This is a genomic window from Geodermatophilus sp. URMC 62, from assembly GCF_052931475.1.
Map to the genome: position 1 here is coordinate 82916 of NZ_JBRFHY010000001.1, position 26229 is coordinate 109144.

Consider the following 26229-nt stretch of genomic DNA (forward strand, 5'->3'; position numbering starts at 1 on the left):
CAGGAGGTCCTCCTCACCCACTCAGTCGCTCACCGCTGATCACAAGCGGGATCACACAACCAACGTCTCCGGTCAGTACAACTAGATCCGCGCGATGGTGGCGTGCGAGATCGGCGCCCCCTCTCCGGCCAGCGCGGTGGCCAGCAGCCGGGAGGACCAGTGCGTGGCGCCGAACTGGTCGGGCGGCTCGGTCAGGGTCACCCCAGCACCCGATCCCGCAGCGCCTCGGGCAGCGGTGACGGCTTGCCCGGCCGGGGCAGGTCCTCCAGGCCGGCCAACCAGCGTGGCGATCTTCTTGCCGGGTACCTCATTTGCGGCCAGCAGCACGATCCGGGCCCGTTCCACCACCCGAGCCGGCGCGCCCTTGTCCCGAGCACGTCGCTGCAGCTCACGCCGATCGGCGTCGGGAACCTGCACCACCCGCACGTGCGCAGCCATGAGAATGGTCACCCCTGGCCGTGAGATCACATTAAGGAGCACCGCGACGGAGCACTAGCGACCACAGGACTGCGTGTCCTGGCCGTCCAAAAATTGCTGTGCTTCATCGGCTGAGAGATCTCTATTGGCGATTATGCAGGCGATATCGATCCAGGATTGGATGCTCGTGTCCACGCGTTTCACTTCGCCACGCGGGCCAACAATGACGAGTTCACCGCCGTCGACGCTGAAGGCCATCTGGCTCCACGGGTCGCTGACATCGATCGGCTCGCCAATGCGCTGGCGGCTTTCGACGTCCCAAAACTCGTGCTCCGGCGACGAGCTCGCGAGTATGCGGCCGTCAGGACTGAACAAGAGTGTGTACACCCGTCCCTGCGGACGCTCGGATGTCAAACCGATCAAGTTACCACTCTCGACATTCCAGAGACGAACCTGTTCGTCGACGCCTCCCGTCGCGAGAATGTCGCCATCCGGACTGAAAGCCATGCTGGCGACCCGACCGTGGCCGAGGAGCGGCTCGTCGGATGCCAGCTCCTGCCGCTCGACGTCCCACAACCACACGGGCCCGTCGGGTCCTGCGACGGCCAGGGTGCTGCCGTCGCCGTCGAAGGCCATCACCGCCTCATCCCAGTAGGTGAGGTCGAGCTCGGCGTAGCGCTCCAGTTCCTCGGGGACTGGTGGTTGATCCGGGAACGTCGCACGCCGGGATCCCGTCTCGGCATCCACTAGCCCGACTTCTCCCGTGTCGTCGGCGATCGCGATGACGGACCCGTCCGGGGAGAACGCGGCGCCGATCGCAGCGCCATCATCGCGCCACAGCTCGCGACCGGTCTGCGTGTCGATCAGCGCGAGGGCGTGCTCGTCATCCTTCATGATGTCGACCGTCATCCGGGTGCCGTCGCGGCTGAGCGCCGAGCCCGTCCACAGACTCGCATCGGCCGGCCGCGGTATCGAACGCAGCTCATCCGTACGCGCGTCCCAGAGCTGCACCACGGGAGAGTCCGACGAGGTGAAGGCGAAGAGACCGCGCTCGTTCCCGACGACATCGCCACCGGCAATGTCATCCGTGCCGCTGAGGACGTCGGTGACGAGCCGCGTCGTGACGTTCAGGTCGTGCAGGATGACGGCCCCATCGCTGGAGCCAGAGACGAGCAGTCCGCTCGGCCCGAAGGTCACGACCGTCCCGCCCCCCTCTATGTTTCGATCATGGCTGGCCAGTCGCCGCACCGGTTGTGTTAGATCGGCGGTGGCCCAGATGCCGACCTCCCCGTCGTACGTCGATGCGGCGATGAAATCTCCCGTCGGGCTGTAGGCCACTCCGCTGAGCCCGCCCGTGAGGCCCGTAAGGGTGGCGGCCGCCTGGTTCTTCTGCACATCCCACACGAGCACCTCGTCGGACAGACGGCTCTTCGCTACGGCGACCTGGCTTCCGTCGGGGCTGAAGCCCACGCCCTCGTTGGTGCCGGGCTGCTCAGGGAACGAGATCCACTGGGCCTCCCACGTGGCGGTGTCCCACCACGCCATACCGGAGTCGAAATCGATGCCCGCCGAGTAGATACGGCCGCTGTTGGCGCTGAATCGGAGATTCTCGATAGCACCGACATGACCGGTGAGCGAACGTGTGTGGGTCCACGTGGAAGCATCGAACATTTCGATCTGGCGTGGTATGCCCTCGTTCCAGTCGAAGAGCGAGTCGAGGGACGTCGGGGCGCCTCCACCGGCCGCGAGCCACCTGCCATCGGGGCTAAACGCCAGGCTTCTCACCGCCGGGTCGACCACATCGAGCCGCCGCACCAGGGTAAGGGAGGCGGCGTCCCAGATCGCAAGCGTGCCGTCTCCCCCTCCGGTTGCCACGAGCCGGCCATCCGGGCTGAAGGCGACGGCGATGGCGTGTCCGTCGTGCGCGACGGTGGGCGGGGCCAGCGCGCGGCCCGATCGCATGTCCCACACGGCGACGAATCCGTCGTGGTCGACGGCCGCAACAACCGTGCCGTCCGGACTGATGGCGACGTCGGCCACCTCCGCGCCCTCGGATCGGAGGTAGCGCTGCGCGTCCGGCGTCCGCTGCACCGTCGTGAGCAGTGCGTGCCTTGACTCTGCCGTGTCCTGGATTGCCGAGGCCTCGACGCTGAGGAGTGCGGCGCGATCGAGGTGTCGATCCAGGCTGTTGATCGCCGCGGCCGACAGGAATCGGGAGGTCGCCACTTGCCGTTCCTCCTCGGCGCGATTCTTCTGACGGCTGGCCTCCTGCTCCTGGTTGACGGCCACCACGGCGACCACGCTGATGGCTGTCAGGGCGACGAGTAAGGCGGCGAACATCGCCTGCAATCGCCGTCGCCTGGCCCGCCTGCTGGCCTGCTCCGCTCGCCGGCTGCCCTCCAGGAACTCACGCTCCAGTTCGTTCAGCCGCCGAGGCGCACGCTCTTCCCACTCGACGGCCTCCACCAGACGACCACCCCGGTACAGAACGCCGTCGTCCCGGCCGAGCCGTTCCCACTCCTGTGCGGACGCCGTGAGATTCCGGTGGATGCGCAACCCTGCCCGGTCCTCATCAATCCACCCCTGCAGCCGTGGCCAGCCCCGGATGAGGGCCTCGTGCGAGACCTCGATCCACCTCTCGTTGTCCGGACCGTCGGCGTCGGCGTCGGCGTCGGCGTCGGACGACAGAAGCCGGGCGTCGACGAGACGGCCAACCACGTCCTCCACCAGGTCGGCCCCCGGTCCCGTCGACACCTCGCGCATGCTGACGCGGCGACGCGTGTCCTCCGTCCCCTCCCCCGGCTGCGTGAGGCGCAGGAGCAGGTGCCGAGCGACCTCCTGACACTGCAGGGGCAGTTCCGCGTACAAGGCCTCCGCTCGATCGGCCAGCCCGCGCTGCACACCGCCGGTGTCCCGGTAGCCCTGAAGGGTGAGCATCCCCCCGCGTCGCCGCCGCCACGTCTCCAGCAGCGCGTGCTCCAGGAGGGGCAAGGACCCGGGTACACGGACGACGTCTGTCAGGATCGTCTCCACCAGTCCAGGCTCGATGTCGAGGCCCGCCTCGCGCGCCGGCTCCTCGACGACCTGTCGGAGCTCCTCCTCGCTCATCCCGCCGATGAGCATCTGACTCGACCCGGCGAGCTGGGCGATCCCCGGGTGCGCCGCCAGCCGCGAGTAGAAGTCGGCGCGCAGGGTCAGGACTACCGCGGTGCGGCCCCCGGGTATGGCTGAGGCGTAGTGCAGGACCTGCAGGAACGCGGACCTCTGCCGATCGTCCCGGCACAAAGTGAAGAGCTCCTCGCACTGGTCCACGACGATGAGGGCGTGGCGGTCGTGCGGCGCGTCGGCGAACGCTGCGGTCACGGCTAGGTGGAGCGCACGCTCGTCGGTCGCTAGGGCATCCGCGGTGGCCTGCAGACCGAGAGACGGAGCGAGTTCGACAACTTTACCCGCAAGCGCGGCAACGGGGTGCCCGCCCGGTCGCATCACGTGGATCGGCCACGTCTCGCTGCCGGGAACCTTGCCGGCGCGCAGCCGCGGCAGGAGACCAGCTCGCACCAACGACGACTTGCCACTGCCCGACGGCCCGACCACGGCGACAAACCGGTGTTGCTTCAGCCGCTCCAGCAGCCGTTGCACCTGGGCCTCGCGCCCGAAGTAGAACCGTGCGTGTTCTTCCTCGAAGACGTTAAGGCCTCTATACGGGCAAGGAGCGGTGTCCGACTCTACGACGTCGACCGCGCCAAACGGGAGACCGCGCAGCGCCTTGGCGAGGTCCTGTAGCCCACGGTCGGAGTCCGGGCCGCCACGCAGGTCGACCCAGGTCCGAACGGCGAGGAACGGCGGGAGGGTGGCGGGGTCGAACGGGTCCAGACCAGGAAGCAGGACGGGGAAGACCCGGAACCCTCTCTCGTGCGCAGCACGGCTGAGCGCCAAGGCGAATTCTAGTCGCTCCCATTCGCCCACGTCGTGCGGTCCGATGAACACCGCACACGCCGACGACTGCCCCATCCCTTCAGCCATCTCGTCCTGCCACTCGCCTCCCGGAGTCAGGGACCACCTGTCGAACCAGGGCTCGAACCCCATCCGCTTGAGATGGCGGGCGACGCGTTCCACCGCACGTCTGTCGCGCGAGTTGTACGACAGGAAGACATCGAAGCGGCCCGATGTCTCCTGCGCGCTCGGCGTGACCTCCTCCTGCGGACGATCGGTGCCGTCGACGCTGTCCGGCTTCATCGAGACCTCTGGCACCGGACGAGTGCAGGTCCATCTCCGCTCAGGAGAAGGCGACCTACACCGCGCATCCCGTGCGCGCCACCGTCCACGAGACGAGCCTCAGCCGTGATCCCGGTAGCCAGCTCGACGCCATGGAGGGCTACGTCGTCAGAGCCATATTGTGGGTGATGTCCCACGACCTCCCGGCTCATGACGACCGAGACGACCGATGGTCGTCCGTCGGCTGCCGCAACGGTCCGCGGACGGGTGCAACACCCTCCGGCACGCAAGCGTCCAACAGTGGGGTGCGACGCTTCATCGAGGCGCTCACGCCGCCGGGCTCAGGGAGGATCGCCCTCAGTCGCATCAGTCCCCCGGTGCGCGGGTAGGTGACAGGAATGCCAGCACGAGGATCGTGACGGCACCGTCAATGATTTGTCACGGCATGACGTTGCGCCGAACGGCCCGCGTCAGGTCGTCAGGCACTGGTAGCCCAGAGGGACTGCCCCTGGTTCGGTTGACTCCTTGCCTGTGAGGCTGCGGCCTCGCTGGAAGGATCAGCACTGTGCCCAAGCCGTTCCCGGCGGAGTTCCGTCGTGACGTGATCGCCGTGGCCCGCATGAGCGAGGCGTCGGTTGCCCAGATTGCCCGGGACTTCGGGATCTCGGAGTCCTGTCTGCAGCGGTGGCTGAAGATCGCCGACCGCGAGGACGGCCTCACCGGTGGGTCTTCCTCGGCGGTCGCCTCGAGCACCGGCGTTGACCTAGAGGCCGAGAACCGCGAGCTGCGCAAGCGGATCCGGCTGCTGGAGCAGGAGAACGAGGTTCTGCGCCGGGCGGCGGCCTATCTGTCGCAGGGGAACCTGCCGGGAAAATGACGCTCCTATGCCTGTCAAGTAGCGGCGACGACTGCTGATCCATGGTCGAGCAGTCGCCAGATCCGTCGGGCCAGATAGCGCTTGATGCAGCGCTGGGCCTCGCGCTGCGTCTTTCCGTCGGTGGCGCGGCGAAGGACGTATTCGCGGGTTGGTGAATGGCAGGAGAGTCGAGTGATCATCACCTGGTGAAGGGCGCGGTTGAGGTGCCTGTCGCCGCCACGGTTGAGTCGAAAGCGCGTGACCTGCCCGCTGCTGGCCGGCAACGGGCTGGTACCGGCCAGAGCAGCGAATGCGGCCTTGGAGCGAATCCGCCCGGAGTGAGACCAACTCACCCACAGCTGCGCCGCCACGATCGGGCCGATACCAGGCTCAGCCAGAAGCTGTGGAACGTTTGTGGCCGTGAGGGTCTTCAGGTCGGCCTCCACGGTCTTCGCGTCCTCGGTGAGGGCTCGAGCGCGGCGGGCCAGCCGCCGAAGTGACTGCAGGCGCACCCGCGTCTCGACCTCATCGGAGCCGCGCGGGCGGAGCGCGGAGCAGGCGGCGATCAGGCCGGCGATGCTGCGATCGCGCAGGCGCTGACGCAGCTCCTCGGGCGCGGTCAGCACCAGATCCCGCATCTGATTGAGCACCGCGGTGCGGTGCCGCACCAACCGGTCGCGCTCGACCAGCAGAAGTCGGGCGGCCTCCCGATCCCCATCGATCCGGGGCTGCCGGACGAAGCCGGCTGCCAACGCCGCACGGGCCGCCAGCAGCGCGTCGATGGGATCGCTCTTGCCGGCGCGCCGGGCGCGCCGCGTCGGCCGATCGACCTCGGTGAGCTGCGCGTCCACGGCCGCCAGCGCGCGGCAGAGCCCGGCTCCGTGGCTGCGGGTTCCCTCGATCGCCCAGAGCACCCGACCGCCGGGCGCCTGCTCGGCCGCCCAGGCGAGCAGGCGGGCGTAGCCGGCCGCGTCCGCGCTGATGACCAGCACGGCCAGCTGACGGCCGACCATGTCCACGAGCGCGGCCGTGTGGGTGTCGCGGTGGGTGTCGACGCCGATGACCGCGTCGAGGTCTTCTCCGGACATGCTGCCTCTCTCGTCGATGGAATGAACAGCTCGACCCGGAAGGCAGCACCGAAGGGGCAAATCTGTAATGAGGCACGCCAGCGGCGGCCAGGCTCCTAATCAAGCCACACGATGCTCGGGCCGGCGCCGGTGAACCGAGGACACGCCATTTTGAAGGCACGCCGAACCGGCGGCCAGATATACCGTGAGCCACTCGCGATCACCGGCACCGACCCTGGCAGTCCTCACCGGGCCGCCGCCACCAAGACTTACAGATCTACCCGCTGGTCCAAGAACTCGCCGCTGACAAGATTCCCGTCGCGGTGACCTGCCGGGTGCTCGGCTTCTCCAAGCAGGCGTTCTACAAGTGGCAGGCCAACCCGGTCAGCCAGCGCGACTGGGACGACGCGCACCTGATCAACGCTGCGATCGACATCCACCACGACGACCCGGAGTTCGGCTACCGCTTCATCACCGACGAGCTCGCCGAGCAGGGGGTGCTGGCCTCCCGCAACCGGGTCAACCGGCTCTGCACCTCCCAGCGGCTGTGGTCGGTGCACTCGCGCAAACGCGGCCTGAACCGCAAGCCAGGCCCGCCGGTGCACGAGGATCTGGTGTTGCGCGACTTCACCGCCGAGGCGCCCAACCAGCTGTGGCTGACCGACATCACCGAGCACCCCACCGCCGAGGGCAAGCTCTACCTCTGCGCGGTCAAGGACGCCTGCTCCAAGCGCATCGTCGGCTACTCCATCGGCGCCCGGATGACCTCCGAGCTCGCGGTGAATGCGCTGAACAACGCCTTGGCGCTGCGCGGGGCGGTGGAGGCGATCGTGCACTCGGACAGAGGCAGCCAATTTCGTTCCCATGCCTACGTCCGGGCCTTGCGGGACGCGCAGCTGCGCGGCTCGATGGGCCGGGTCGGTGCCTGCGCCGACAATGCCGCCATGGAGTCGTTCTTCAGCCTGCTGCAGAAGAACGTCCTGAACCGCCAGCGCTGGACCACTCGCGAGCAACTACGCCTGGCGATCGTCGTCTGGATCGAGAAGACCTACCACCGCCGCCGGCGCCAAGACGCCCTCGGCCGCCTGACCCCCATCGAGTTCGAGACACTGACCCAGACCGCTCACGCGGCCTGACCCCGCCTACCGAACCGAGTCAACCGAAGTCTGGGCAGTCCCCTTCGCCGGGCTATTTCCGCGCAGCCCTGGCGCCGCGCATCAACCGCTGCACGGTGCAACGGGCAACCGGATGCCCCCGCCGACGCAGCTCACGTGCACCTTCCGGGCGCCGTAGACGCCGAAGTTGTCCGCGTGCACCTTTGCAATCAGCGTCGGTTGATGCGGCAGTTCAGTAGTTGATGCGACAGTAGTCGGTGCCGTTAAGATAGCCTTCGGAGAAGGCCTGCTGACGTTGCACTCGCGTGCCGTGAGTGCTGGGATCGAACCACACGCCAGACCCTTCCTCCCACAGCCAAGAGAAAATGGCGTTGGCATCGCCTTCTTCTTCAATGATAGTCCCGTCGGCGATTTGGCGCTGGAGAAAGGATCCGGCGAGGCAATCGGCGTTGAGTTCCCGACGGTACGGCGGATTCCACGTGTCATAATGCGGTTGCTGTTCCATCCAAGTGTCCTGAACCGCATGCCCCCACTCATGGGCGAGAATCAAGAATGTCGTCGCGCCACCGGGGTGGGCGGGTAAGTAGGAGGCGAACCAATCCATGTCGAAGGCGATATACTCGTCCTGATCGACCGGGCAGTAGTAGGCGTTTTGCGGCAGCTGTCTGGCGTCGGAGCCGCACGAGGAATTGCCGGTGGTGTGATAGTACTCGTAGCGGTCTGGAGTGTCGAAGCTGAGTCCATACAAGCGGTTCAGTTCGTCGACCCAGAATCGGTTCAGGATGGGAAGCAACTGGTCGGCATCACGCATGACCTGCTCTTCGGCGTCGCTTCCCAGCGTCTCGCCGCTAGTGGTATTTTCTCCTCCTGAATCCTCACGGCTCGTGCTGCCGCCCATCGGGTTGTCGTCACCACACCCGGTTAGAGGGAAAACCGAAAGGAGGATCAAGATGAGCCGAGCCGCACCTCTAGGGTGCGACGGCGACGCTGCGGACGGCTTGGAGGCCAGCATCTCGATCCCTGCCCCGGTTGAAGCGTGTAGGTTCCACCAGACCTATCCGGACATTTCTAGCTGCCCGGCGTCACGGGTGCGTCACTGAGGTTTTCTCACCAGGATTCGCCGTCCGCGGACGGCCAGGGAAGGCATCACTGCAGGTCAGGCGCATGTGCCAGCGGAGGTGCCAAGTGCCACGTGGCGGGACCTGCGCCGAGCAGCCGTGATCGACGTCGCCAACGACTCGCCGCAGCCCTGACCAGCGGCGCCGACCGTCCCCTTCAAGCTGGTGCGGATTCCTGGTGAGAAAACCTCACTGTGCCATCACTACGGCGCATATGCGATGCACTAGCGGACGATGTCGCCCAGCTTTCGCTCTTGAGATCAGGACGTTGAGCTGGGCGTGCGTTGGCGGGCCGGGTCCGCTCGCCCGAGGGCGTCCGTCCGAATGTTCTGGACAGGAGCCGTTGTCCACAGGGAGCGATTGCGCGGGAGCGCCCCGATGCTCGCGCCTGCACCGGCTGACTGGAGGACAACTAGGGACTGTCCTGGCGATCTTGCATCGGTGTGATTCAGGCTTGGTTGATGGTCGGCCGACATGAACTCACCGACGCCGCCTGGGCTCGGATCGAGCCGCTGCTGCCTGCCACCGGCGGTCGGGGCGGGCGGTGGCGCGATCACCGGCAGGTGATCAACGCGATCCTGTGGCAGGCCAACACCGGCGTGCCATGGCGTGACCTGCCCGATCGGTACGGGCCGTGGAAGACCGCGCACGAGCGGCTGCGCCGGTGGACCGCCGACGGCACCTGGGATCGCATCTTCGAGCACGTGGTGGTCAAGGATGACGCGGTCGGCGCGGTGGAGTGGACGATCAGCGTGGACTCCTCCTCGGTCCGGGCCCACCAGCACGCCGCCGGCGCCCGGAAAAAGGGGGCTGCAGTGCACCGGTCGAAGCCCTCGCGGTCGACGGGGAGGCCCTTGGCCGCTCCCGGGGCGGACTGACCAGCAAGATCCATCTGGCCGTCGACGGGCGCGGCCTGCCGATGGCCGTGCTGCTCACGCCCGGGCAGGCCGGGGACAACCCGCAGCTGCTGCCGCTGCTCGACGGCATCCGGGTACCGCGAGTGGGCCCAGGGCGGCCGCGCAAGCGTCCCGATCACCTGATCGCTGACAAGGCCTACTCCCATCCCTCCACCCGCCGGGCGCTGCGCCGCCGCGGGATCACCCACTCGATTCCGGAGAAGCGTGACCAGCGGGCGCACCGGCGCACCCGGGGGTCGGCCGGTGGGCGACCGCCAAAGTTCGACCGTGACCGGTACAAGCAGCGCAACGTCGTCGAACGGTGCTTCAACCGGCTCAAGCAGTTCCGCGCCCTGGCCACCCGCTACGCCAAGCGCGCCGCCTACTACCGAGCCACCCTGCTGCTGGTCAGCGCGATGCTCTGGCTCCGCGCATGATCCGCGGGACAGTCCCTAGGAGCCTGCTGAAAAAGGGGCTCGTCGGGCGCCGGATTCGGCGTGACGATGGGGGTCGTGCAGGGCACTTCCCCGGCCCAGCATGGGGTGATGGACGCCGAGTCGCCGCTGGGTGATCTGTTGCCCTCGGGCAGCGTGTACGCGTTCTTGGCCGAGCACCGTCGGGAGCTCTTCCCGGATGCGATGTTCGCCGACCTGTTTCCCTCGCCGCTGGGCCGCCCGAGCGTGCCGGCCGATGTGGTCGCGGCGGTGCTGGTGTTGCAGGCGCTGCAGGGCCTCTCGGATCGGGAGGCGGTCGAGGCGCTGACGTTCGACCTGCGGTGGAAGGCAGCGGCCGGTTGGCCGCTCGCCGCGGCCGGGTTCCATCCCACGGTGCTGACCTACTGGCGGCGCCGGCTGGCGCGTTCGGCGCGGCCGGATCGGATCTTCGACGCCGTCCGCGAGGTGGTCGCGGCCACCGGCGTCCTGACGGGCAAGACTCGCCGGGCGCTGGACTCGACGATCCTGGAGGACGCGGTGGCCACCCAGGACACCGTGACGCAGCTGATCGCGGCGATCCGCCGGGTGCGCCGGGAGGTGCCCGGTGCCGCCGAGGTCGTTGCCGCGCAGTGCACCGGGCACGACTACGACGACCCGGGCAAGCCCGCGATCACCTGGAACGATGCTCAGGCCCGCGGCGAGCTCGTGGACGCACTCGTCGGTGACGCGCACCGGCTGCTGGGCCATCTGCCCGAGCAGGAGTTGGGGCCGCGGGCGGCCGAGGCGGTCGCGCTGCTGGCCTTGATCGCCGGCCAGGACGTCGAACCGGTCGAGGGCGGCGATGGCACCGATGGTCGCTGGCAGATCGCCCGGAAGGTCACCGCAGACCGGGTCATCTCCACCGTCGATCCCGACGCCCGGCACGCGCACAAGACCGTGCACCGGCGCACCGACGGGTTCAAGGCCCACCTGATCGCCGAACCGGACACCGGGCTGATCACCGGCTGCACGCTGACGAAGGCCAGTGGCCCCGACACCGGCGATGCCGCCGTCGGCCTCACGCTGCTGACCGCCGATGCCAGCATCGGCGGACCGGTGCAGGTGCTGGCCGACTCCGCCTACGGCACCGGGGTGATGCTCGCCGCCCTGGCCACCGCCGGCCACACCGCGCTGATCAAGCCCTGGCCGACCCGGGCGCTGATCCCGGCGGGATTCAGCACCGCCGACTTCGTCGTCGATGAGGCCACCGGGACGCTGACCTGCCCCGCCGGGCACACCGTCGCCTTGACCCGAATCACACAGGTCGCCCGATTCGGCCATCACTGCACCGGCTGCGCCCTGCGGGCCCGCTGCACCACCAGCCCGCACGGGCGCACCGTGCTGATCGGCGAGCATGACGCGCTGCAGCGGGAGCACCGCGCCCGCGCTTCGACCGCGGACTTCCAGGCCGCCTACCGCCGGCACCGGCCGATGGTCGAACGCAGCATCGCCGGGGTCACCCGGGGCGCCCGCCGAGTGCCCTACCGGGGAGTGACCAAGAACGACACCTGGCTGCACCTGCGAGTCGCCGCGATCAACCTCCGCCGCCTGCTGACCCTCGGACTCACCGGCACCGATCGAGGTTGGGCGCTGGCCCCTTGACCAGCACACCCCACCGGGCCACCGTGGGCGCGGGCAGGGCGACCTCTTCGTCGCACCTCCGGGTGCTGACCTCACTGAGCAGCTATGACTGCCGCGAGGCGCCCTGCCCCTTATTCAGCAGGCTCCTAGAGGGGACCAGGAGGATCCTCAGGTCGGCCGCGGACCCGCAGTGGTTCTCCAGTCCGTGGGGCACGGGTCCCCCGACTGTCGTCGGCTTACCGAAGAACGTGCTGCAGAAGCCCGGGCCGCGCAGGTCGGCCAGGGACAGCATCGCGGAGTGACACCCGGGCATCGACCCAGGACGAACGAGGCGGTCCGGGGGACCGCTTACCGGGACGGGGCCGAACCCAGTCGCAGGACCGGGGGGTGCTCCGGCGTCTCGGCGCCGCACCCCGGCGTCGGCAGATGCAGGGTCTCCGTCGCTGGCAGGTGACGCGCCACCGATGGCCGCTACACGAGAACAACCGGAGACAGTCAGACAAGGCTGGTCGTGAAGTGTCACCACCGGGCCCGAAATGGCGCCTTCTGTGGTGAAACCACCGCCCACACTGACGACCCGGGAGCCCAGCCATGCCCAATCCCACCGCCGACCACGAGCCCGAGTTGCTCACCATCGCCGAGGCTGCGGACGTGCTCCGGGCCCCGTCGCCACCCTCCGGTACTGGCGACACCTCGGCACCGGCCCGAACAGCTTCCGACTCGGCCGGCGCGTCCTCTACCGCCGCGCCGACCTGCACACCTGGATCGACGCACAAGCGAACCAGGCCTCGCGCCGATAGCCCCGCATCTGGCGGAGAGCGGCTGGACCAGCACGGGCCGCTTCCGGCCCCGGGCACACGGTCAGGCCTGGTGGCCACCCCCGGCTGTGGACAACGACGGGCATCCACAGAAGCCGAACGGGACAGGTTCCGGGCAGCCTGGCCCCCAACGACCTGGTTGGCTCGATGGGCCGGGTCGGCGCCTGCGGGGACAACGCCGCGATGGAGTCCTTCTTCGCCCTGCTGCAGAAGAACGTGCTCGACCGGCAGCGCTGGGACCACCCGCGAGGAACTCCGGCTGGCGATCGTCACCTGGATCGAGCGCACCTATCACCGCCGCCGGCAACGCCGCCTGGGACGACTACCCAGCGGGCTCGTCTTCGACCGCACGGTCACCGACGGCTGAGCCGCCCCATCCGGCGCGGGGCGCCAGCGTCGGGATTGAGAAGCCGCACGTGCCGGTGGTGACATGGTGGCGCAGCCAGCACGCTGATCAAGTTGGGAAGCGGGCTACCGACACCGCGAGTGGGCCGACGGACAAGCGGTGGATGCCGGTCCAACGCCCGTCCGCAAGACAGCCCATCGCCGCCTCGCCATCACCGAAGACCTGTTGCCAGTCCCCATCCAGTCCCCAAGACGTTCAGCTCAGATCATCCTCGGCCGACGCTGACAAACGTAAAAGCGCAGGTCAACGGCGCTACCCGTGAACAGCCGCGGGTCAACAATCACGCGGGCGGAGTTCGCGATGCACAACGACAGTTGAGCCATGCAGCGCCCTGCCCGATGGCTGAGCGCCTCCCCCAGCGCCCCACCTCACGCCACGGTCGCAGGCTCCACCGACAACGGCCACGACTCGCGTGCCGGCTACGGCAATCACCGCAAGCAGAGCTGTCGAGCTTCGTCACCTCGCCGAGCAACGCTCGATCAGCGAGGTCCTCGACGAGGTCGAAGCGCAGCACGGCGGTCGCGTCGGCTTGCAGGCGGCCGTGGCCGACCTGGACGAAGAACGCTCACAGCGCTGATCGTCCAGGCGAGCGCGCAGTGATCGTCATCGACGCCTCAATCCTGGCCAACGCCCTCGCTGACGACGAGGCGGCTGGGGAGGCTGCCCGCGGTGAGCTGCGCGCCGCCGATCAGGTCACCGCGCCCGACCTGGTCGACGTCGAGACCGTCTCGGTGCTCCGCAAGCGCTGGCTGGCTCACATGCTGACCGACCAGCGTTTCGAGGTCGCCGTCGGGCATCTGCAGCAGCTGCGGTTCGAGCGCGTCCCCACGCTGCGCCTGATGCGGCGCGCCTTCGAGCTGCGCGCCAACGTCAGCGCCTACGACGCCTGTTACGTGGCCCTGGCCGAGCGGTTGGAGTGCGAGTTGATCACGGCGGACGGCCGGCTGACCGCCGCTCCCGGCCCGCGGTATGCCATCCGCGTCCTGCGCTGACAGCGCCTCTCGCGTGAAACGCCGGGACCGGTACCCCTGCCCCGTGTACGTATCAGCCATGCCCACACGATGCCCATAAAAGGGCCGTTTCAGGCCGTCGACAGTAATCGACCGCCAACGGCAAAACCGCAGCTCAGAAGGCTTATTGCTGGTAGTCGCACAGGTCAGAGAAGTGTTCTGAAAGATCTCATAATCCCTGGGTCGTGGGTTCGAGCCCCACCCGCCCCACCCGTGGAGCCGCAGGTCGGCGCGGCGGCCGTTGTCCCGTCAAGATCCCGGATCTCGGCCGGCGCCCACAACACGCTCCGTGAGCGCCTCCTGGTGGGCGGCGTCCATGCGCTCGGCGAGGGCGCTCAGGTCGTCGTCGAAGGGGCCCGAGTAGACGTCGAGCGTCATGGCGGCGGAGGCGTGTCCGAGCATCCGCTGGACGGCCTTCACGTGGGCGCCGGAGGCGCCCAGGAGGCTGGCCGCGGTGTGCCGGAGGTCGTGCGGGCTGAGGTTCTCCAGTCCTGCTGCGGTAGCCCCCGGGTCGAAGAAGCGGCGGCGGGAGTTGCCCGACCGGAGGACCGCGCCCTGCGGCGAGGTGATGACGAGGTCGTCGGGACCCTTGCCCTCGCACCGACGCCCCAGCGGCTCGGCGAGCGCGACGGGGAACGGGACGGTCCGCTGCTGGCGCGTCTTCGGTGCGCCGAACTCCACGGTACCGCCGACCTCAGTGGCACTTTCGGCGATGGTCAGCCGGCGGCGGAGGAGGTCGACGCGACGGACGCGGAGGCCGGCCAGCTCGCCGAAGCGCAGTCCGGTGTAGGCGAGCAGCCGGACTGCGTCGCCGTACTCCCCCGCCGCCTCGGCGAGCCGCTCGACCTGCTCACAGGTGAGGAACCGCGCTCGCCTCGCCGCACCTGAGGGAGTGGGATCCCGACGGCCGGGTTGCGTGGGATGCGCCCGTCGCGGACGGCGAGGTCCAGCAGCAGCGACAGCACCCGGTGGGTCTGGCGGACGGTGGCCGGCGTGAGACCCCCGGCACTCATCTCCGCCACCCAGGCGGCGACGTCGGCACGTGTGACGTCGGCCAGCCGGTACCAAGCCCAGCGCGGAAGGACCTGTGACCGTCGCCACGACCGGTAGCGGTAGCGCGGGCTCGGCTCGAGGCCGGTCTACGCGTCGAGCCAGCGTCGGGCGTCGACCTTCCGCCGGAAGCTCCTCCACCGAGCGCGTACGCCATCCGGCGGCTGGGGGGAGCCCTGCGGTCCCTCCCGCGTCAGCGGCTCCATCGGTCTGGCGGCACGCTCCGCCGCTGTGTCGGGTCGATCCGCACCGAGGCACTTCCCCGCGCCCGTGCACAGACGTCACCCGATCCGTCCTGGCTCACCTGGCAGAGCCGCCGACGGTCCCGTTCCGGCGGGCGTGCAGGAGCTCGACCGCCGCCTGCTCCACCGCGGCGGCGAGCACGTCGAGGTCCCCGACCACCGAGGGGTCGGCGACCAGCCCGAACCCCAGCCGGTCGGCCACCGACAGCACCCCCACCCGCAACGCGTGGTGCTGCGCGACCTCCACGAGTGGGGAGACGGCGCCGACGGGCGCGCCGAGCACGGTGACCGCCCGGTCGGGTCCCCGGACGTTCGACACGTTGAGCGCGAACGAGCGCCCGCTCCGCTGCAGCCGCTGCGACCAGCCGGCCAGGCGGGGCGAGAGCTGCGCCAACCGGTCCACGAGCTCGTCGAGCTCCTGGGCGTCGTGGCGGGCCTTGCGTTCCGCGGTCTCCCGGCGGACGGCGAGCAGCCGCGCCACGGGGTCCGGCTCGTCCACCGGCAGGTCCACCCGGAAGTAGGAGTCGCGGTTGCCGACGTCGTCGCCGTCGTGGTGCAGGGTCACCGGTACCTTCACCGTCAGCCCGTGGAGCGGCCCGTGCCGGTGCTCCAGCCACCGGCGCAGTGCACCGGCCACCACCGCGAGCACGGCGTCGTTGAGCGTCGCCCCGGCCAGCCGGCGAGCGGCCTCGCGCAGACCCGCCACCGGTGCCACGGCGAGGGCCACGTCCCGCTCGCGGCCGACCCGCGCGTCGAACGGGGAGCGCCGGAGTCCGGGGAGGAGCTCGCCGGTCAGCACGCCGGACAGCGAGGAGCGTCCCTGCTCGGCTCCGGACGTCCCGGGGTCGGCGGTCGCGGAGCGGCGCCCACCGGCGCCTGCCGCGGCCGGCGCCGGGTCCCACAGCACGTCCTCGGCGAGGCGCATGACCGTTCCGCCGTCGGCCAGCGCGTGGTGCACCCGCCACACCAGGAGCGCGCCCCCACCCGTGAGCGGGCCGAGCACGTCCATCCGCCACAGCGGCCGGCTGCGGTCGAGGTGCTCCCCGAAGAGCCGGGCCAGCTCGGTGCGCACGCCCGCCTCGTCGACCGGGCCGGCACCGTCGACGACCCGGACGTGCGCCGCGACGTCCACCTCGTCAGAGCGCCACGTCGGCTCGTCGGACGTCCCGCTCAGCCGCCAGGTCAGCCGGGGCGCGGCCGGCAGCCGCTGGGCGACCGCGTCACGGAGCTGACGCAGATCCGGAGCACCTCCCGGCAGGTGGACCACCGTGGCGGTGTGACCGACCAGCCGGGCATCCTCCAGGGCGAGGATCGTCCGGTCCTCGGCGGTCAGCGGAACCTGCACGGCAGCAGCCTTCCGGTGGGGCGTGGGTCCGGACAAGCAGGATCCCCGGTCCCTACCCGTCGTCCCGTCGCGGTGCATCCGGCCGGTGGTGTCCGGACTGCAGGGGCCGTGGATCCGGAGCGCCCCGGCGGCTGCACGACCGTCCGCCGGTCCCGTCACGAGCCAGGGTCGTCGACAGGCGATCCGGCGACCGCTACGTTGCCGCTCGTCGGCATCGACCGTGCCAGGTGGAGGTGTCGTGTCCATCCGCCGAGGCGGCCGCGCCCGAGACCGGAGCGCCCGTCCGCCGCTGGAGCCGATGGCCGGGCCGAGGGCGCCCGATGAGCACTGAGTTCTGGCTGCACGGGTTCCCCGTGCCGCGCCGGGCGACCGCCCTGGCGGTGCAGGCGGAGGCCTGGGGGTTCGACGGCCTGCTGCTCGCCGACAGCGAGAACCTCGTGGGTGATCCGTACGTGGAGCTGGCCCTCGCCGCCCGGTCGACGCAGCGGTTGCGGCTCGGTCCCGCCGTCACCAACCCGGTGACCCGCCATCCGGCGGTCACCGCGTCGGCCCTCGCGACGCTGCAGATCGAGTCCGGCGGGCGGGCCGTGGTCGTCCTCGGTCGAGGCGACTCGGCGGTCCGGCAGCTGGGCCTGCACCCGGCCACCACCGAGGAGCTGGAGCAGGGGCTCGACCAGTTGCAGGGCTTCCTCGGCGGGCGGGCCGTTCCCTCCGGCGGTGGGGTCGCCGCCCGCATGGGGTGGATCGAGCCCTTCCACGCGGACGAGGTCCCGGTGTCGGTGGCCGCGACGGGTCCGACGACCATCGCGGTCGGAGCCCGCCACTGTGGGCGGGTGGACTTCACCGTGGGGGCCGATCCACGGCGGGTGGCCTGGGCGGTCGCGGAGGCACGGCGCGCCGTCCAGGGCCAGCGGGCTGCACTCTCGCTGGGGGCCTTCGTCAACGTCGCCGTCCACCCGGACACCGCGGTGGCGCGCGACCTGGTCCGCGGGAGCGCGGCGATCTTCGCCCACTTCGTCAGCGAGGGTCCGCACGACGTCGTGCCGGACGACGACCGTGCCGTGGTGGAGCGGGTGCGCGCGGCCTACGACGAGGCGGCCCACGGACTCACCACGGCAGGGCAGGCGACACTGCTCCCCGACGCCTTCCTCGATCGCTTCGCCGTCGTCGGCTCCCCTGAGCACTGCACCACCCGGCTCCGTGAGCTGATCGACCTGGGACTCGACCGGATCATCGTGGTCCCCGGCTCCCGGGACGCCGACCCCGACGTCCTGGCCGCCTCGAACGAGCTCTTCGCCGCCGAGGTGCTACCGAGGCTCCGGACCGCGACCGGCGCGGGATGACGGACCGGATGCCCACGCAGGGCAGCCGGCCTCGCTCGTGCTGCTGGGGCACGTCGACGAAGCCGCCTGGGCATGGCCCCACGTGCCCTCCACCGGCCGTCGGATCAGGGCGCCGGGAGCGGCACCTCGGTGACCTCGATCCAGCTGTCACCACCGAAGTGCACGGTGTTGCGGCAGGGGTAGGGCGGCACGGGCATGTCGAACTGCGCGTAGCCCTCACTGGGGTCTGCACGCAGCAGGTCGACCCGGCTGGCGAGCTCGAGCCGCAGGGTGTCCCCGGGGCGCAGCAGCGTCGGCCCGGGCGTGAGGCTGAAGCGCAGGACGACCGGCTCGTCCGGGACGAGGGGTTCACGGAGCCCGGCGTCGATGGCGATCTCCAGTGGCGTGCTGCGTCCCTCCTCTTCGGTGCGGGACGCGGGACGGATGGCGCCGAGGGAGAGCCGGTGGCACTCGCCGGCGGCGTCGAGCCGGGACAGTCGGGCCACGACGTAGGAGTCGATCTCGTTGCAGCTGTACGTGAGCCGGGCAGTGACCGGACCGGCGAGCCGGGTGTCCCCCTCGACCGGCAGATCGAAGGCGAGGACCTGGTCGGCCACCTCGTCCAGGCCGCCGAGCTGCGGCAGTCCCAGGGGGACGGCGACCCAGGACCCGGAGCCCTCAGCCGTCGCCTCCCGGCTCAGCCGGCAGGTCGTGGCGTCCTCGTCCGGGGGCCCGAGGTGCAGACGCCGGACCTCCCCGCCGGCGGGCGGGAAGGCGGTGTCGCTGTCGAAGCGCTCGGCGCCCTCGACCCAGTAGCGCACGTGCGGCTGCTCGGCGTAGCCGTTGTCGGTGCCGCGCAGGACGTGGTCGAAGAAGGCCAGCGCCTCACCCTGCCACGAGTAGACCGGCAGGTCGTAGGCGGGCGGGGCGAGGATGAGCCATCGGGAGTCGGCGGGCGTCCCCGCGTTGGCGACCAGGTCGTAGCAGCCGAACTGGTGCAGGTTGAAGTATCCGAGGTTCTGCACGACCGTGAAGGGCACCTCGACGTCGCCGAGCGTGGCAGTGGGGCCCTCGGGGATTGTCGCCTGCGCGCGCGTCTTCTCGTCGAACATCCAGGCCGCGTAGACGCGGCGCATGAACTCCACGGGCGTGGCGGTCTCGAAGGACGTGAACATCCCCGACACCCGGTGGTGGACCAGCCGTTCGAGCAGCGGGTGCAGCGGGCCGTTGGTGACCTGGCTGAGGAGCGCACGACGGTCCGGTGACAGGCGCTCGTCGTAGTTCTCCTGTGTGTAGTTCGCGCCCATCCAGATGGCGACGAAGAACCAAGCGGGCACGCCGGCGAAGTGGACCAGGTGGCGCCACAGGTCGGTCGACACCTCGTTGCAGAACAGCGCCCTGAGCGCCGGCGGCTTGCGCGCGGCGACGCTGAGCTGGGACACGGCGTAGTAGGAGGTGCCGAAGAGGACGACCTCCCCGTTGCACCACGGCTGCTCGGCCGCCCAGGCGATGACCGCCTCGTGATCGTCGACGTCCTGCGGATCGAAGAACATCACCTGCTCACCGGTCGAGCGGCCCATCCCCCGGCGCTCGACGACGACGGGGCAGTAGCCGCGGTCGGTGAACACCGGCGGTGAGCCGATCTCGTTCGAGCCGGCCGGGATGCCCGCCGTGGCCCTCTCGGTGGCGTAGCCGCCGAAGGAGACGACAGCCGGATAACGGCCTGGTGCTCGGGGGACGTAGACGTCGGCGTGCAGCTCGGCGCCGCCGGCGACCGGGACGCGCTGGTCGGCCAGCACTCGGTTCCCGAGCCCTTCCATCGCAACAGCGCGTGGTTCCCACCCGGCGTACTGCCGGCCGGCGGTCGAGCCCCTGAGGGGGATGTGCGTGCTCATGCCGGTGCCTCTCCTGGGTCGGTGCTGCGGTGGGTGCGGTGGGTTCAGGTGCAGTCCTGTTCGGTGCGCAGGCCGGTGAGCAACTGGGTGAGGGCCTGCTCGGCGGGGCCGCGGAACGCCTCCGCGCCGGTGGCCAGGGCGAGGACGGCGATGCCGGTGGAGGTCGCCTGCAACAGGGCGAGTGAGGCCTCGGTCGGCTCGGCGCCGAAGGAGGTGATCAGCTCGGCGCCGAGTGGAGCGATCCCGGCACCCAGTGCGGCGAACGCACGGCGGACTCCCGGGTTGGCGTCGGCGCTCTGTGTCAGTGCCGTCAGGATCCGCGTCTGACGGGGGTCGAGGAGCACGTCGACGAGGCCGGCGACCTTCGCCGCCCGGTCCTCGACCGACACCGCCGCGCGCAGGGCCTCCACGCGCCGGCGCACGGCCCCGTCGGCAACGGCGAGCAGCAGGTCGGCCCGCGTGGGGAAGTAGTAGGTGAGATGGCTCTGTCGCAGCCCGGCACGCCGGGCGACCCGCGGCTGGGTGAAGCCGCTGAGCCCCTCCTCCTGGATGACGTCGAGCGCTGCCGCCACGATCGCCTCCCGCCTGGCTGACACGTGGGCCTCCTGGTTGGTTACCAAACCAAGATGACGGAACGCTGCCGTGCCGACAAGAGCCGGAGGCACGGGGCGGCATCCGCGCTCCACCTGGCACGGATGACCCGGAGGACGCTCGGGCGACCGCGTCACCACGACAGGCACCAAGAGCCGTTTCCGCCGCCGTCCCGCCCGCCGTCAGCGATCAGGCACGGCCTGCGTCCTCGGGTGCCGACCGCCGACGGCGCGCGGACATCGCGGGAACCGTCGACCACTCCCCGAGGTCGCCCCACCTCACGTGGTCGGCCTGTCGCCGACCCGCCAGCGACGTCTCGCGATCCTCTGCCGGAGCACTCGGCCCGGACGAGGAGGCCGCACGGGCCCGGTGGCGGGTGCCCTCGCTGTCGAGGTGGGGCAGGACCCCGTCCAGCCAGCGCGGCAGCCACCAGGCGCGGCGGTCGAACAGGGACATGACCGCCGGCACGAGGACCATGCGGATGACGCTGGCATCGATGAGGACGGCGGCGGCCATCCCGATGGCGAGCATCGTGACCGTGGGGTCGGTGTCGAGGACGGAGCTGCTGAAGACGGTGATCATGATGGCGGCGGCGGTGGTGATCACCCGTCCCGTGCCGCCGATGCCGATGGCGACGCTGCGGTGGGCGTCCCCGGTCGCCGTCCAGGCCTCGTGCGCACGGGAGATGAGGAAGACCTCGTAGTCCATCGACGGGCCGAAGACGATGGCGAACACCAGCATCGGCACGAACGCGGGGATCGGCAGCTTCCCGTCGATGCCGATGAGGCTGGAGCCCCATCCCCACTGGAAGACGGCGACGACGACCCCGTAGGCGGCTCCGACGGAGCCGAGGTCGAGCAGGGCTGCCTTGAGCGGGATGAGCACCGACCGGAAGGCGACCAGGAGACTGCTGCGGCGCGGCGATGTGGAGGCACGGAGCGCCAATCCCAGGACCAGCAAGCCGGCCAGGGCGGGAAGGCGCTCGTCGCTGGCTGCTTCGTTCTGCTGCTCAGCGATGATGGTGAGGAGGTCCTCGGCGACCCATTCGTCGACGACCTGCTGCTGCGGAGCGCCCTGTGTACGGGGCTCGTTGAGCGAGTACTCGGTCAACGCCTGAGTGATGTCGCTGCTCCGGTCCTCGGGAGCCATGACGAACCACACGACGATCGCGGCGAGGGCAGGGACTACGGGCGCTGCGGCCGGGGTGCACGGCGCTTGCCTCCAGCAGGGCGCCGACCTCGCGTAGCGGGGCACGGTGCTGCCGGTGGAGCTTGCCGTTGACGGTGCCGGTGCCCGACGTCGGCCGGTCCGGTTCCATGATCATGCGCATGGTCGTGGACCTGCCGGCGCCGTTCGGGCCGAGTAACCCGGTGCCGGTCCCGGGCGCGATCGTGGAGCTGAGGAAGTGCACGGCGGCGGTGTCGCCGTAGCGCTCGGGGAGCTCGTCCGCCTCAATCGCGACCGGGACCGTTCTGGGGGATGGGATGGGACGGAGTTCTCAGCAGCGGACGCTGAGGCAGGTGACCGTGCCCGCGGGTGGCGCGAGCGGGGGATGGTCGGGCGCGGGGCGGGCAGTCAGGCCTGCTGCGGCGCGCGGAGCGGTTCGTCGTCGAGGCTGGCTGCCAGGGTCGCCGGTGATGCGGTGCGGCGGGGCCAGGTCCAGGCGGAGCGCAGGATGAAGGCCAGGAGCAGCACCTCGAGTCCGATGGTGAGGCCGAAGAACCAGGTCCAGGACTCCCCGTCCGCGTTGTACAACGAGACGGGAACGTAGAGCGTTGCCACGACGAGGTTGGTGGCGCGGTCGACACGAGCCGGCAGCGTCGTGGAGAGCAGGATCATGAGGCTCGGAATGGCCACGATCGTGACCCCGATGACGGCAAAGGTCTGGCTGAGGTCGAACTCGGCGACCCTGCCGGCCAGGATCTCGCCGACGTAGCCAGGCTTGAACAGCTGGAAGTAGTCGACGTAGATGTAGAGGAACATGAGGCTGGCCCATGCTGCTGCGAGCTTCGCTCGCACGGGCATGCGCAGTTCCTCCAGCGTGCTCCGGGACGGCGAGTTCTCCAGCGCGGTGTGGGATCGAGGCGCTCTCATCGCAGTGCTCCTTGCGTGGATCGGGTGGGCGCTTCCACCTTCACTGGTGCCGGCGGCGGGCACATCGGCCCCGGAGCCTGATCCGACCTGGCCGTTGGCACAGCCGAGCTCTTGTACTTTCGGCCGATACCCCGAGCACGCGGGCTGCCTAGGCTGATCAGATGGCCACCAGCGCACTCCGCTCGCTGTGGGCCGAACCTCGACCCACGAATGCCCCGGACCCGGGGCCGCGGGACTGGGCCCTGGTCGCAGCACTGGTCTGCTGGTCCCTGGTGCAAGCGGTGCTCGGCCACGGCTTGGCGCCGCGCCCGCTGCTGTTGCTCATGGCCCTCGCGGTCCTCGGCCCGCTGCCGTGGCGACGCACGCACCCGTTCGTCGCGGTCGTGGTCTCCTTCGGCGCTTTGACGATCCTCGACAGCGTCAGGATCCTCACCGGGTCGCAAGGCACCCCGCTCGACAGCGAGTCCGCGGCGCTGATCCTGGCCTACGCACTGTTCCGGTGGGGCTCCGGTCGGGAAGCCGTGAGCGGCCTCGGCGTCATCCTGCTCTGGCTGCCCATCACCTCCGTCGCCGACCCCATGAGCCCGTGGAAGACGGTCGCGGGTTACGCGTTCTTCCTGTTCGCCGCCGCGCTCGGCGCCGCCATCCGCTACCGAACGAAGTTGCGCATCCGCTACGTCGACCAGGCCAAGGCCCGCGAACGCGAACAGCTCGCTCGTGAACTCCACGACACCGTCGCCCACCACGTCTCGGGCATCGCCATCCAGGCCCAGGCAGGACGTGCCATCGCGGCCTCCCACCCCGAGCGTGCCGTCGAGGCCCTGGCCGTCATCGAGGACGCAGCGACCCGCACCCTCACCGAGCTGCGCGCCATCGTCGGCGTGCTCCGCGCCTCGCAGGACACCGAGTTCGCGCCGCAGCCCGGCGTGGCCGAAGTCGAGCAGCTCGCCACCGGTGGCCACGCGCGTCCCTGCGTCGAGGTGACGCTCTCCGGCGAGTTCGCCGACCTCAGCCCGGCGGTCGGGGCCGCGATCTACCGCCTGGCCCAGGAGTCCGTCACCAACGCTCGGCGGCACGCCCGCCACGCGACCCAGGTCACCGTGGCCGTCACAGGCGACGCCGACCGGGTACGACTGACCATCGACGACGACGGCTCCGCCGCCGGCGGCCGCGCCCCAGCAGGCTACGGCCTGGTGGGCATGCGGGAACGCGCCTCACTGCTCGGCGGCACCTTCTCCGCAGGCCCCGCCGCCGAGCGGGGCTGGCGGGTGGAGGCGGTCCTGCCCCGGACCGGGACGCCACGATGAGCATCAGGGTCCTCGTCGCCGACGACCAGCCCATCGTGCGCACCGGGCTGACGATGCTGCTCGACGCCCAACCCGACATCGACGTGGTCGGCGCGGCCGCCGACGGGCGCGAGGCGGTCCGCCTGGCGCTCCAGCTGCGCCCCGACGTCGGCCTGTTCGACATCCGGATGCCGCTGATGGACGGCATCGAAGCCACCCGACGCCTCGCCGGCCCCGACGTTCCCGACCCCCTGCCGATCGTGGTCATCACCACCTTCGACCTCGACGAGTACGTCCACGGGGCGCTCAGAGCCGGCGCACGCGGATTCCTGCTCAAGGACGCCGGACCCGCCCTGCTGACCCAGGCCATCCACGCCGCCGCCGACGGAGACGCACTGATCGCACCCAGCGTCACTGTCCGACTGCTTGCAGCGTTCGCCCACGCACAGACCTCACCACCGAGGCAGCCGATGGAACCGCTCACCGCCCGCGAGGAGGAAGTCCTCGTGCCGGTCGCGCAAGGTCGCACCAACAACGAGATCGCCAGCGAGCTCTACATCACCCCGAGCACCGTCAAAGCCCACCTCGCCAGCCTCATGCGAAAGCTCGGCGCCCGAAACCGCGTCGAGGTCGCCATGTGGGCCCACGAGACCGGCCGCACCTGACGCCGCAACGGCTCCCGCCGCCGTCCGCCGCAGCCCCCACAGCGTCACGATGCGGCGTGTACCCCTCGGAGGGACGCTGCGTCCTCTCACCGGATGACGGGCCATGCAGCGCTCGGGTCCGAGGCTGGCGCCGGAGACCTCGGGTTGCCCGGCCGCGGTTGCGGCACCGCCCCTCGGCGCGAACGACTCCCCCACCGCTGGCAGACGAATCGAGACCTACCGGAAGTGGCACCCCTCTGTGTCGAGCAGGGGTCGTGATGGGGGTTCCCTCGTGGTGGGTGACGGGCCCGGGAAGTGACTGATCCGGAGTGTCGGTGTGGGGCGGTGAGCCGGCCGCGCTGGACATGAGTGACGCGCCCCGGTGTCCTCCCGGGCCCGTCCCTGAGGTGGTGACGACGTCGTCGAGCACGGTGCGGTGGACGATGTCCGACAACCGCCGTCTCAGGCAGCGCATGACCTCGTTCGGGCGGCCCGCTCCACCGAACCGGGGGCACCCCGAGGTGTCCGGCCGACGGGGCCCTCCTCACCCTCCGTACGCAGCATCCGCTTGGGCGGTGGCCGACCGGGCCTCGGTGTGGTCTGACCGATCAGTCCTCCGCGCCGTGTCGGTCTGCACGCCGAACACCGACTCACGGGAGGCTCCGCCATGCGGACACTGACCTTCGGCATGAACCTGAGCCTGGACGGCTACATCGCCGCGCCCGGCGACGACCTCGGCTGGAGCTCACCGAGCGACGAGCTGTTCCAGTGGTGGTCCGACCGGGTGGGGGCCACGGGCCTGGCGCTGTACGGGCGCAGACTGTGGCAGACGATGAGCTCCCACTGGCCCACCGCCGACCAGCAGCCGGGCGCCACACCGGCGCAGATCGAGTACGCCCACCGCTGGCGGGACATGCCGAAGGCGGTGTTCTCCTCCACGATCAGCGCGGTCGACGGGAACGCCCGCCTGGTCACCGGCGACGCGGTTCCCGAGATCACCCGGCTCAAGACCGAGGACGGCGGCCCCATGGACATCGGCGGCGCCACCCTCGCCGCGGCGGCCATGCGGGCCGGGCTGATCGACGAGTACGCGATCGTCACCCACCCGGTCCTGGTCGGCGGCGGCACGCCGTTCTTCACCGCCCTGGACAACTGGGTGGACCTGGACCTGGTGGAGACCCGGACGTTCCCCGGCGGCGTGCTGCTGACCAGGTACGAGACCAGGCGCTGAGCACCCCGGCCCCGGATCGGCGCGGGCCCGCGCCACCCGAGGACCTCGTGGCCGTGAGGGGATCCCCGTGGTGATCACGACGGGCCGGCCCCGGCGCCTTCCACGGCCCGACGGTCTCCGAAGCCGCTCCACACGGTCCCGGCCGCTCTCGACCGCTGCACCGCCGGCTGCAGCAGGTCGGGGGAAGGGTGGACGAGGCCCATCCCGGCGCCGCTCGGTCAGCGAGGTCCTCGACGAGGTCGAGGCCCAGCACCCCGGTCGCGTCGGCCTGCAGGCGGCCGTGGCCGACCTGGCCGACGAACGCTCACGGCGCTGAACGTCCCGGCGAGCGCACAGTGATCGTCGTCGACGCCTCCGCCCTGCCCGACGCCCTCGCCGACGACCAGGTGGCTGGCAGGCCGCCCGCGGTGAGTGGCGCGCCGCCGACCAGGTCACCGCGCCCGATCCGGTCGACGTCGAGACCGTGTCGTGCTCCGCAGGCGCTGGCTGGGGCGCACGCTGACCGACCAGCGCGTCGAGGCCGCCGTCGGGCATCTGCAGCAGCTGCGGTTCGAGCG

The 26229-nt window shown here is 70.4% G+C and carries 15 protein-coding genes and 6 pseudogenes; 11 read left to right on the top strand and 10 right to left on the bottom strand.

The features are described 5' to 3' along the window. Positions 1-492 precede the first annotated feature (492 nt). On the bottom strand, positions 493-4668 hold the full coding sequence (locus ACU616_RS00365; RefSeq protein ID WP_446756510.1) for an nSTAND1 domain-containing NTPase: 4176 nt from the start codon (positions 4666-4668) through the stop codon (positions 493-495). 529 nt (positions 4669-5197) lie between these two features. Between ACU616_RS00365 and ACU616_RS00370 the strand changes: the two are divergent. Beyond that, positions 5198-5500 (top strand): annotated as a pseudogene (locus ACU616_RS00370) (transposase); the annotation flags it as partial. Positions 5501-5523: 23 nt separating this feature from the next. Here ACU616_RS00370 and ACU616_RS00375 read toward each other — a convergent pair. After that, positions 5524-6576, bottom strand: coding sequence for an IS110 family transposase (locus ACU616_RS00375; RefSeq protein ID WP_446756511.1), 1053 nt, complete (start codon positions 6574-6576; stop codon positions 5524-5526). Positions 6577-6830: 254 nt separating this feature from the next. On the opposite strand from ACU616_RS00375, the pseudogene ACU616_RS00380 reads away from it, so the two are divergent. After that, a pseudogene (locus ACU616_RS00380) lies at positions 6831-7691 on the top strand (IS3 family transposase); the annotation flags it as partial. 211 nt (positions 7692-7902) lie between these two features. On the opposite strand, the gene ACU616_RS00385 reads toward ACU616_RS00380, so the two are convergent. Beyond that, the gene (locus ACU616_RS00385; protein WP_446756512.1) at positions 7903-8682 is read right to left on the bottom strand and encodes a neutral zinc metallopeptidase; all 780 of its coding nucleotides are present in this window, start codon (positions 8680-8682) and stop codon (positions 7903-7905) included. A gap of 567 nt (positions 8683-9249) precedes the next feature. On the opposite strand from ACU616_RS00385, the pseudogene ACU616_RS00390 reads away from it, so the two are divergent. The 5 genes and pseudogenes from ACU616_RS00390 (at position 9250) to ACU616_RS00410 (ending at position 13954) form a co-directional block, all read left to right on the top strand. After that, positions 9250-10121: pseudogene (locus ACU616_RS00390) on the top strand (IS5 family transposase). 75 nt (positions 10122-10196) lie between these two features. After that, entirely contained in the window at positions 10197-11759 is a 1563-nt protein-coding gene (locus tag ACU616_RS00395; protein ID WP_446761439.1) for an IS1182 family transposase, read from the top strand. Between the two features lie 570 nt (positions 11760-12329). After that, positions 12330-12538, top strand: a pseudogene (locus ACU616_RS00400) (helix-turn-helix transcriptional regulator). Positions 12539-12673: 135 nt separating this feature from the next. Continuing rightward, positions 12674-12923: pseudogene (locus tag ACU616_RS00405) on the top strand (integrase core domain-containing protein); the annotation flags it as partial. Positions 12924-13558: 635 nt separating this feature from the next. Beyond that, complete coding sequence (locus ACU616_RS00410) at positions 13559-13954, top strand: type II toxin-antitoxin system VapC family toxin (RefSeq protein ID WP_446756513.1); 396 nt, start codon at positions 13559-13561, stop codon at positions 13952-13954. 267 nt (positions 13955-14221) lie between these two features. On the opposite strand, the gene ACU616_RS00415 is transcribed toward ACU616_RS00410, so the two are convergent. Next, positions 14222-15307, bottom strand: a complete 1086-nt coding sequence (locus ACU616_RS00415) for a tyrosine-type recombinase/integrase (RefSeq protein ID WP_446756514.1) — start codon at positions 15305-15307, stop codon at positions 14222-14224. A gap of 15 nt (positions 15308-15322) precedes the next feature. Continuing rightward, on the bottom strand, positions 15323-16609 hold the full coding sequence (locus tag ACU616_RS00420) for a wax ester/triacylglycerol synthase domain-containing protein (RefSeq protein ID WP_446756515.1): 1287 nt from the start codon (positions 16607-16609) through the stop codon (positions 15323-15325). A 320-nt stretch (positions 16610-16929) separates the two neighbouring features. Between ACU616_RS00420 and ACU616_RS00425 the strand changes: the two genes are divergently transcribed. Next, positions 16930-17952: an LLM class flavin-dependent oxidoreductase gene (locus ACU616_RS00425; protein WP_446756516.1), complete on the top strand. Its 1023-nt coding sequence runs from the start codon at positions 16930-16932 to the stop codon at positions 17950-17952. Positions 17953-18056: 104 nt separating this feature from the next. Here ACU616_RS00425 and ACU616_RS00430 read toward each other — a convergent pair whose 3' ends face one another. The 5 genes and pseudogenes from ACU616_RS00430 to ACU616_RS00450 form a co-directional block, all read right to left on the bottom strand. Continuing rightward, positions 18057-19751 carry a CocE/NonD family hydrolase gene (locus ACU616_RS00430; RefSeq protein WP_446756517.1) on the bottom strand — a complete coding sequence of 565 codons (1695 nt, stop codon included), beginning with the start codon at positions 19749-19751 and terminating at the stop codon, positions 18057-18059. Positions 19752-19870: 119 nt separating this feature from the next. Further along, the gene (locus ACU616_RS00435) at positions 19871-20422 is read right to left on the bottom strand and encodes a TetR/AcrR family transcriptional regulator (RefSeq protein WP_446756518.1); all 552 of its coding nucleotides are present in this window, start codon (positions 20420-20422) and stop codon (positions 19871-19873) included. Between the two features lie 184 nt (positions 20423-20606). Then, on the bottom strand, positions 20607-21566 hold the full coding sequence (locus tag ACU616_RS00440; protein ID WP_446756519.1) for an MMPL family transporter: 960 nt from the start codon (positions 21564-21566) through the stop codon (positions 20607-20609). Between the two features lie 13 nt (positions 21567-21579). Next, positions 21580-21828: pseudogene (locus tag ACU616_RS00445) on the bottom strand (ATP-binding cassette domain-containing protein); the annotation flags it as partial. A gap of 164 nt (positions 21829-21992) precedes the next feature. Continuing rightward, positions 21993-22511, bottom strand: coding sequence for a DUF6326 family protein (locus ACU616_RS00450; protein WP_446756520.1), 519 nt, complete (start codon positions 22509-22511; stop codon positions 21993-21995). Positions 22512-22672: 161 nt separating this feature from the next. Here ACU616_RS00450 and ACU616_RS00455 point away from each other — a divergent pair, with 161 nt between their 5' ends. From ACU616_RS00455 to ACU616_RS00465, 3 genes are all read left to right on the top strand, one after another. Next, a complete protein-coding gene (locus tag ACU616_RS00455) occupies positions 22673-23818 on the top strand; it encodes a sensor histidine kinase (RefSeq protein ID WP_446756521.1) in 1146 nt (381 codons plus the stop codon). After that, entirely contained in the window at positions 23815-24462 is a 648-nt protein-coding gene (locus tag ACU616_RS00460) for a response regulator (RefSeq protein ID WP_446756522.1), read from the top strand. The genes ACU616_RS00455 and ACU616_RS00460 overlap by 4 nt, the downstream gene beginning before the upstream one ends. 646 nt (positions 24463-25108) lie before the next feature. After that, entirely contained in the window at positions 25109-25672 is a 564-nt protein-coding gene (locus tag ACU616_RS00465) for a dihydrofolate reductase family protein (RefSeq protein ID WP_446756523.1), read from the top strand. The last annotated feature ends 557 nt before the right edge of the window (positions 25673-26229 follow it).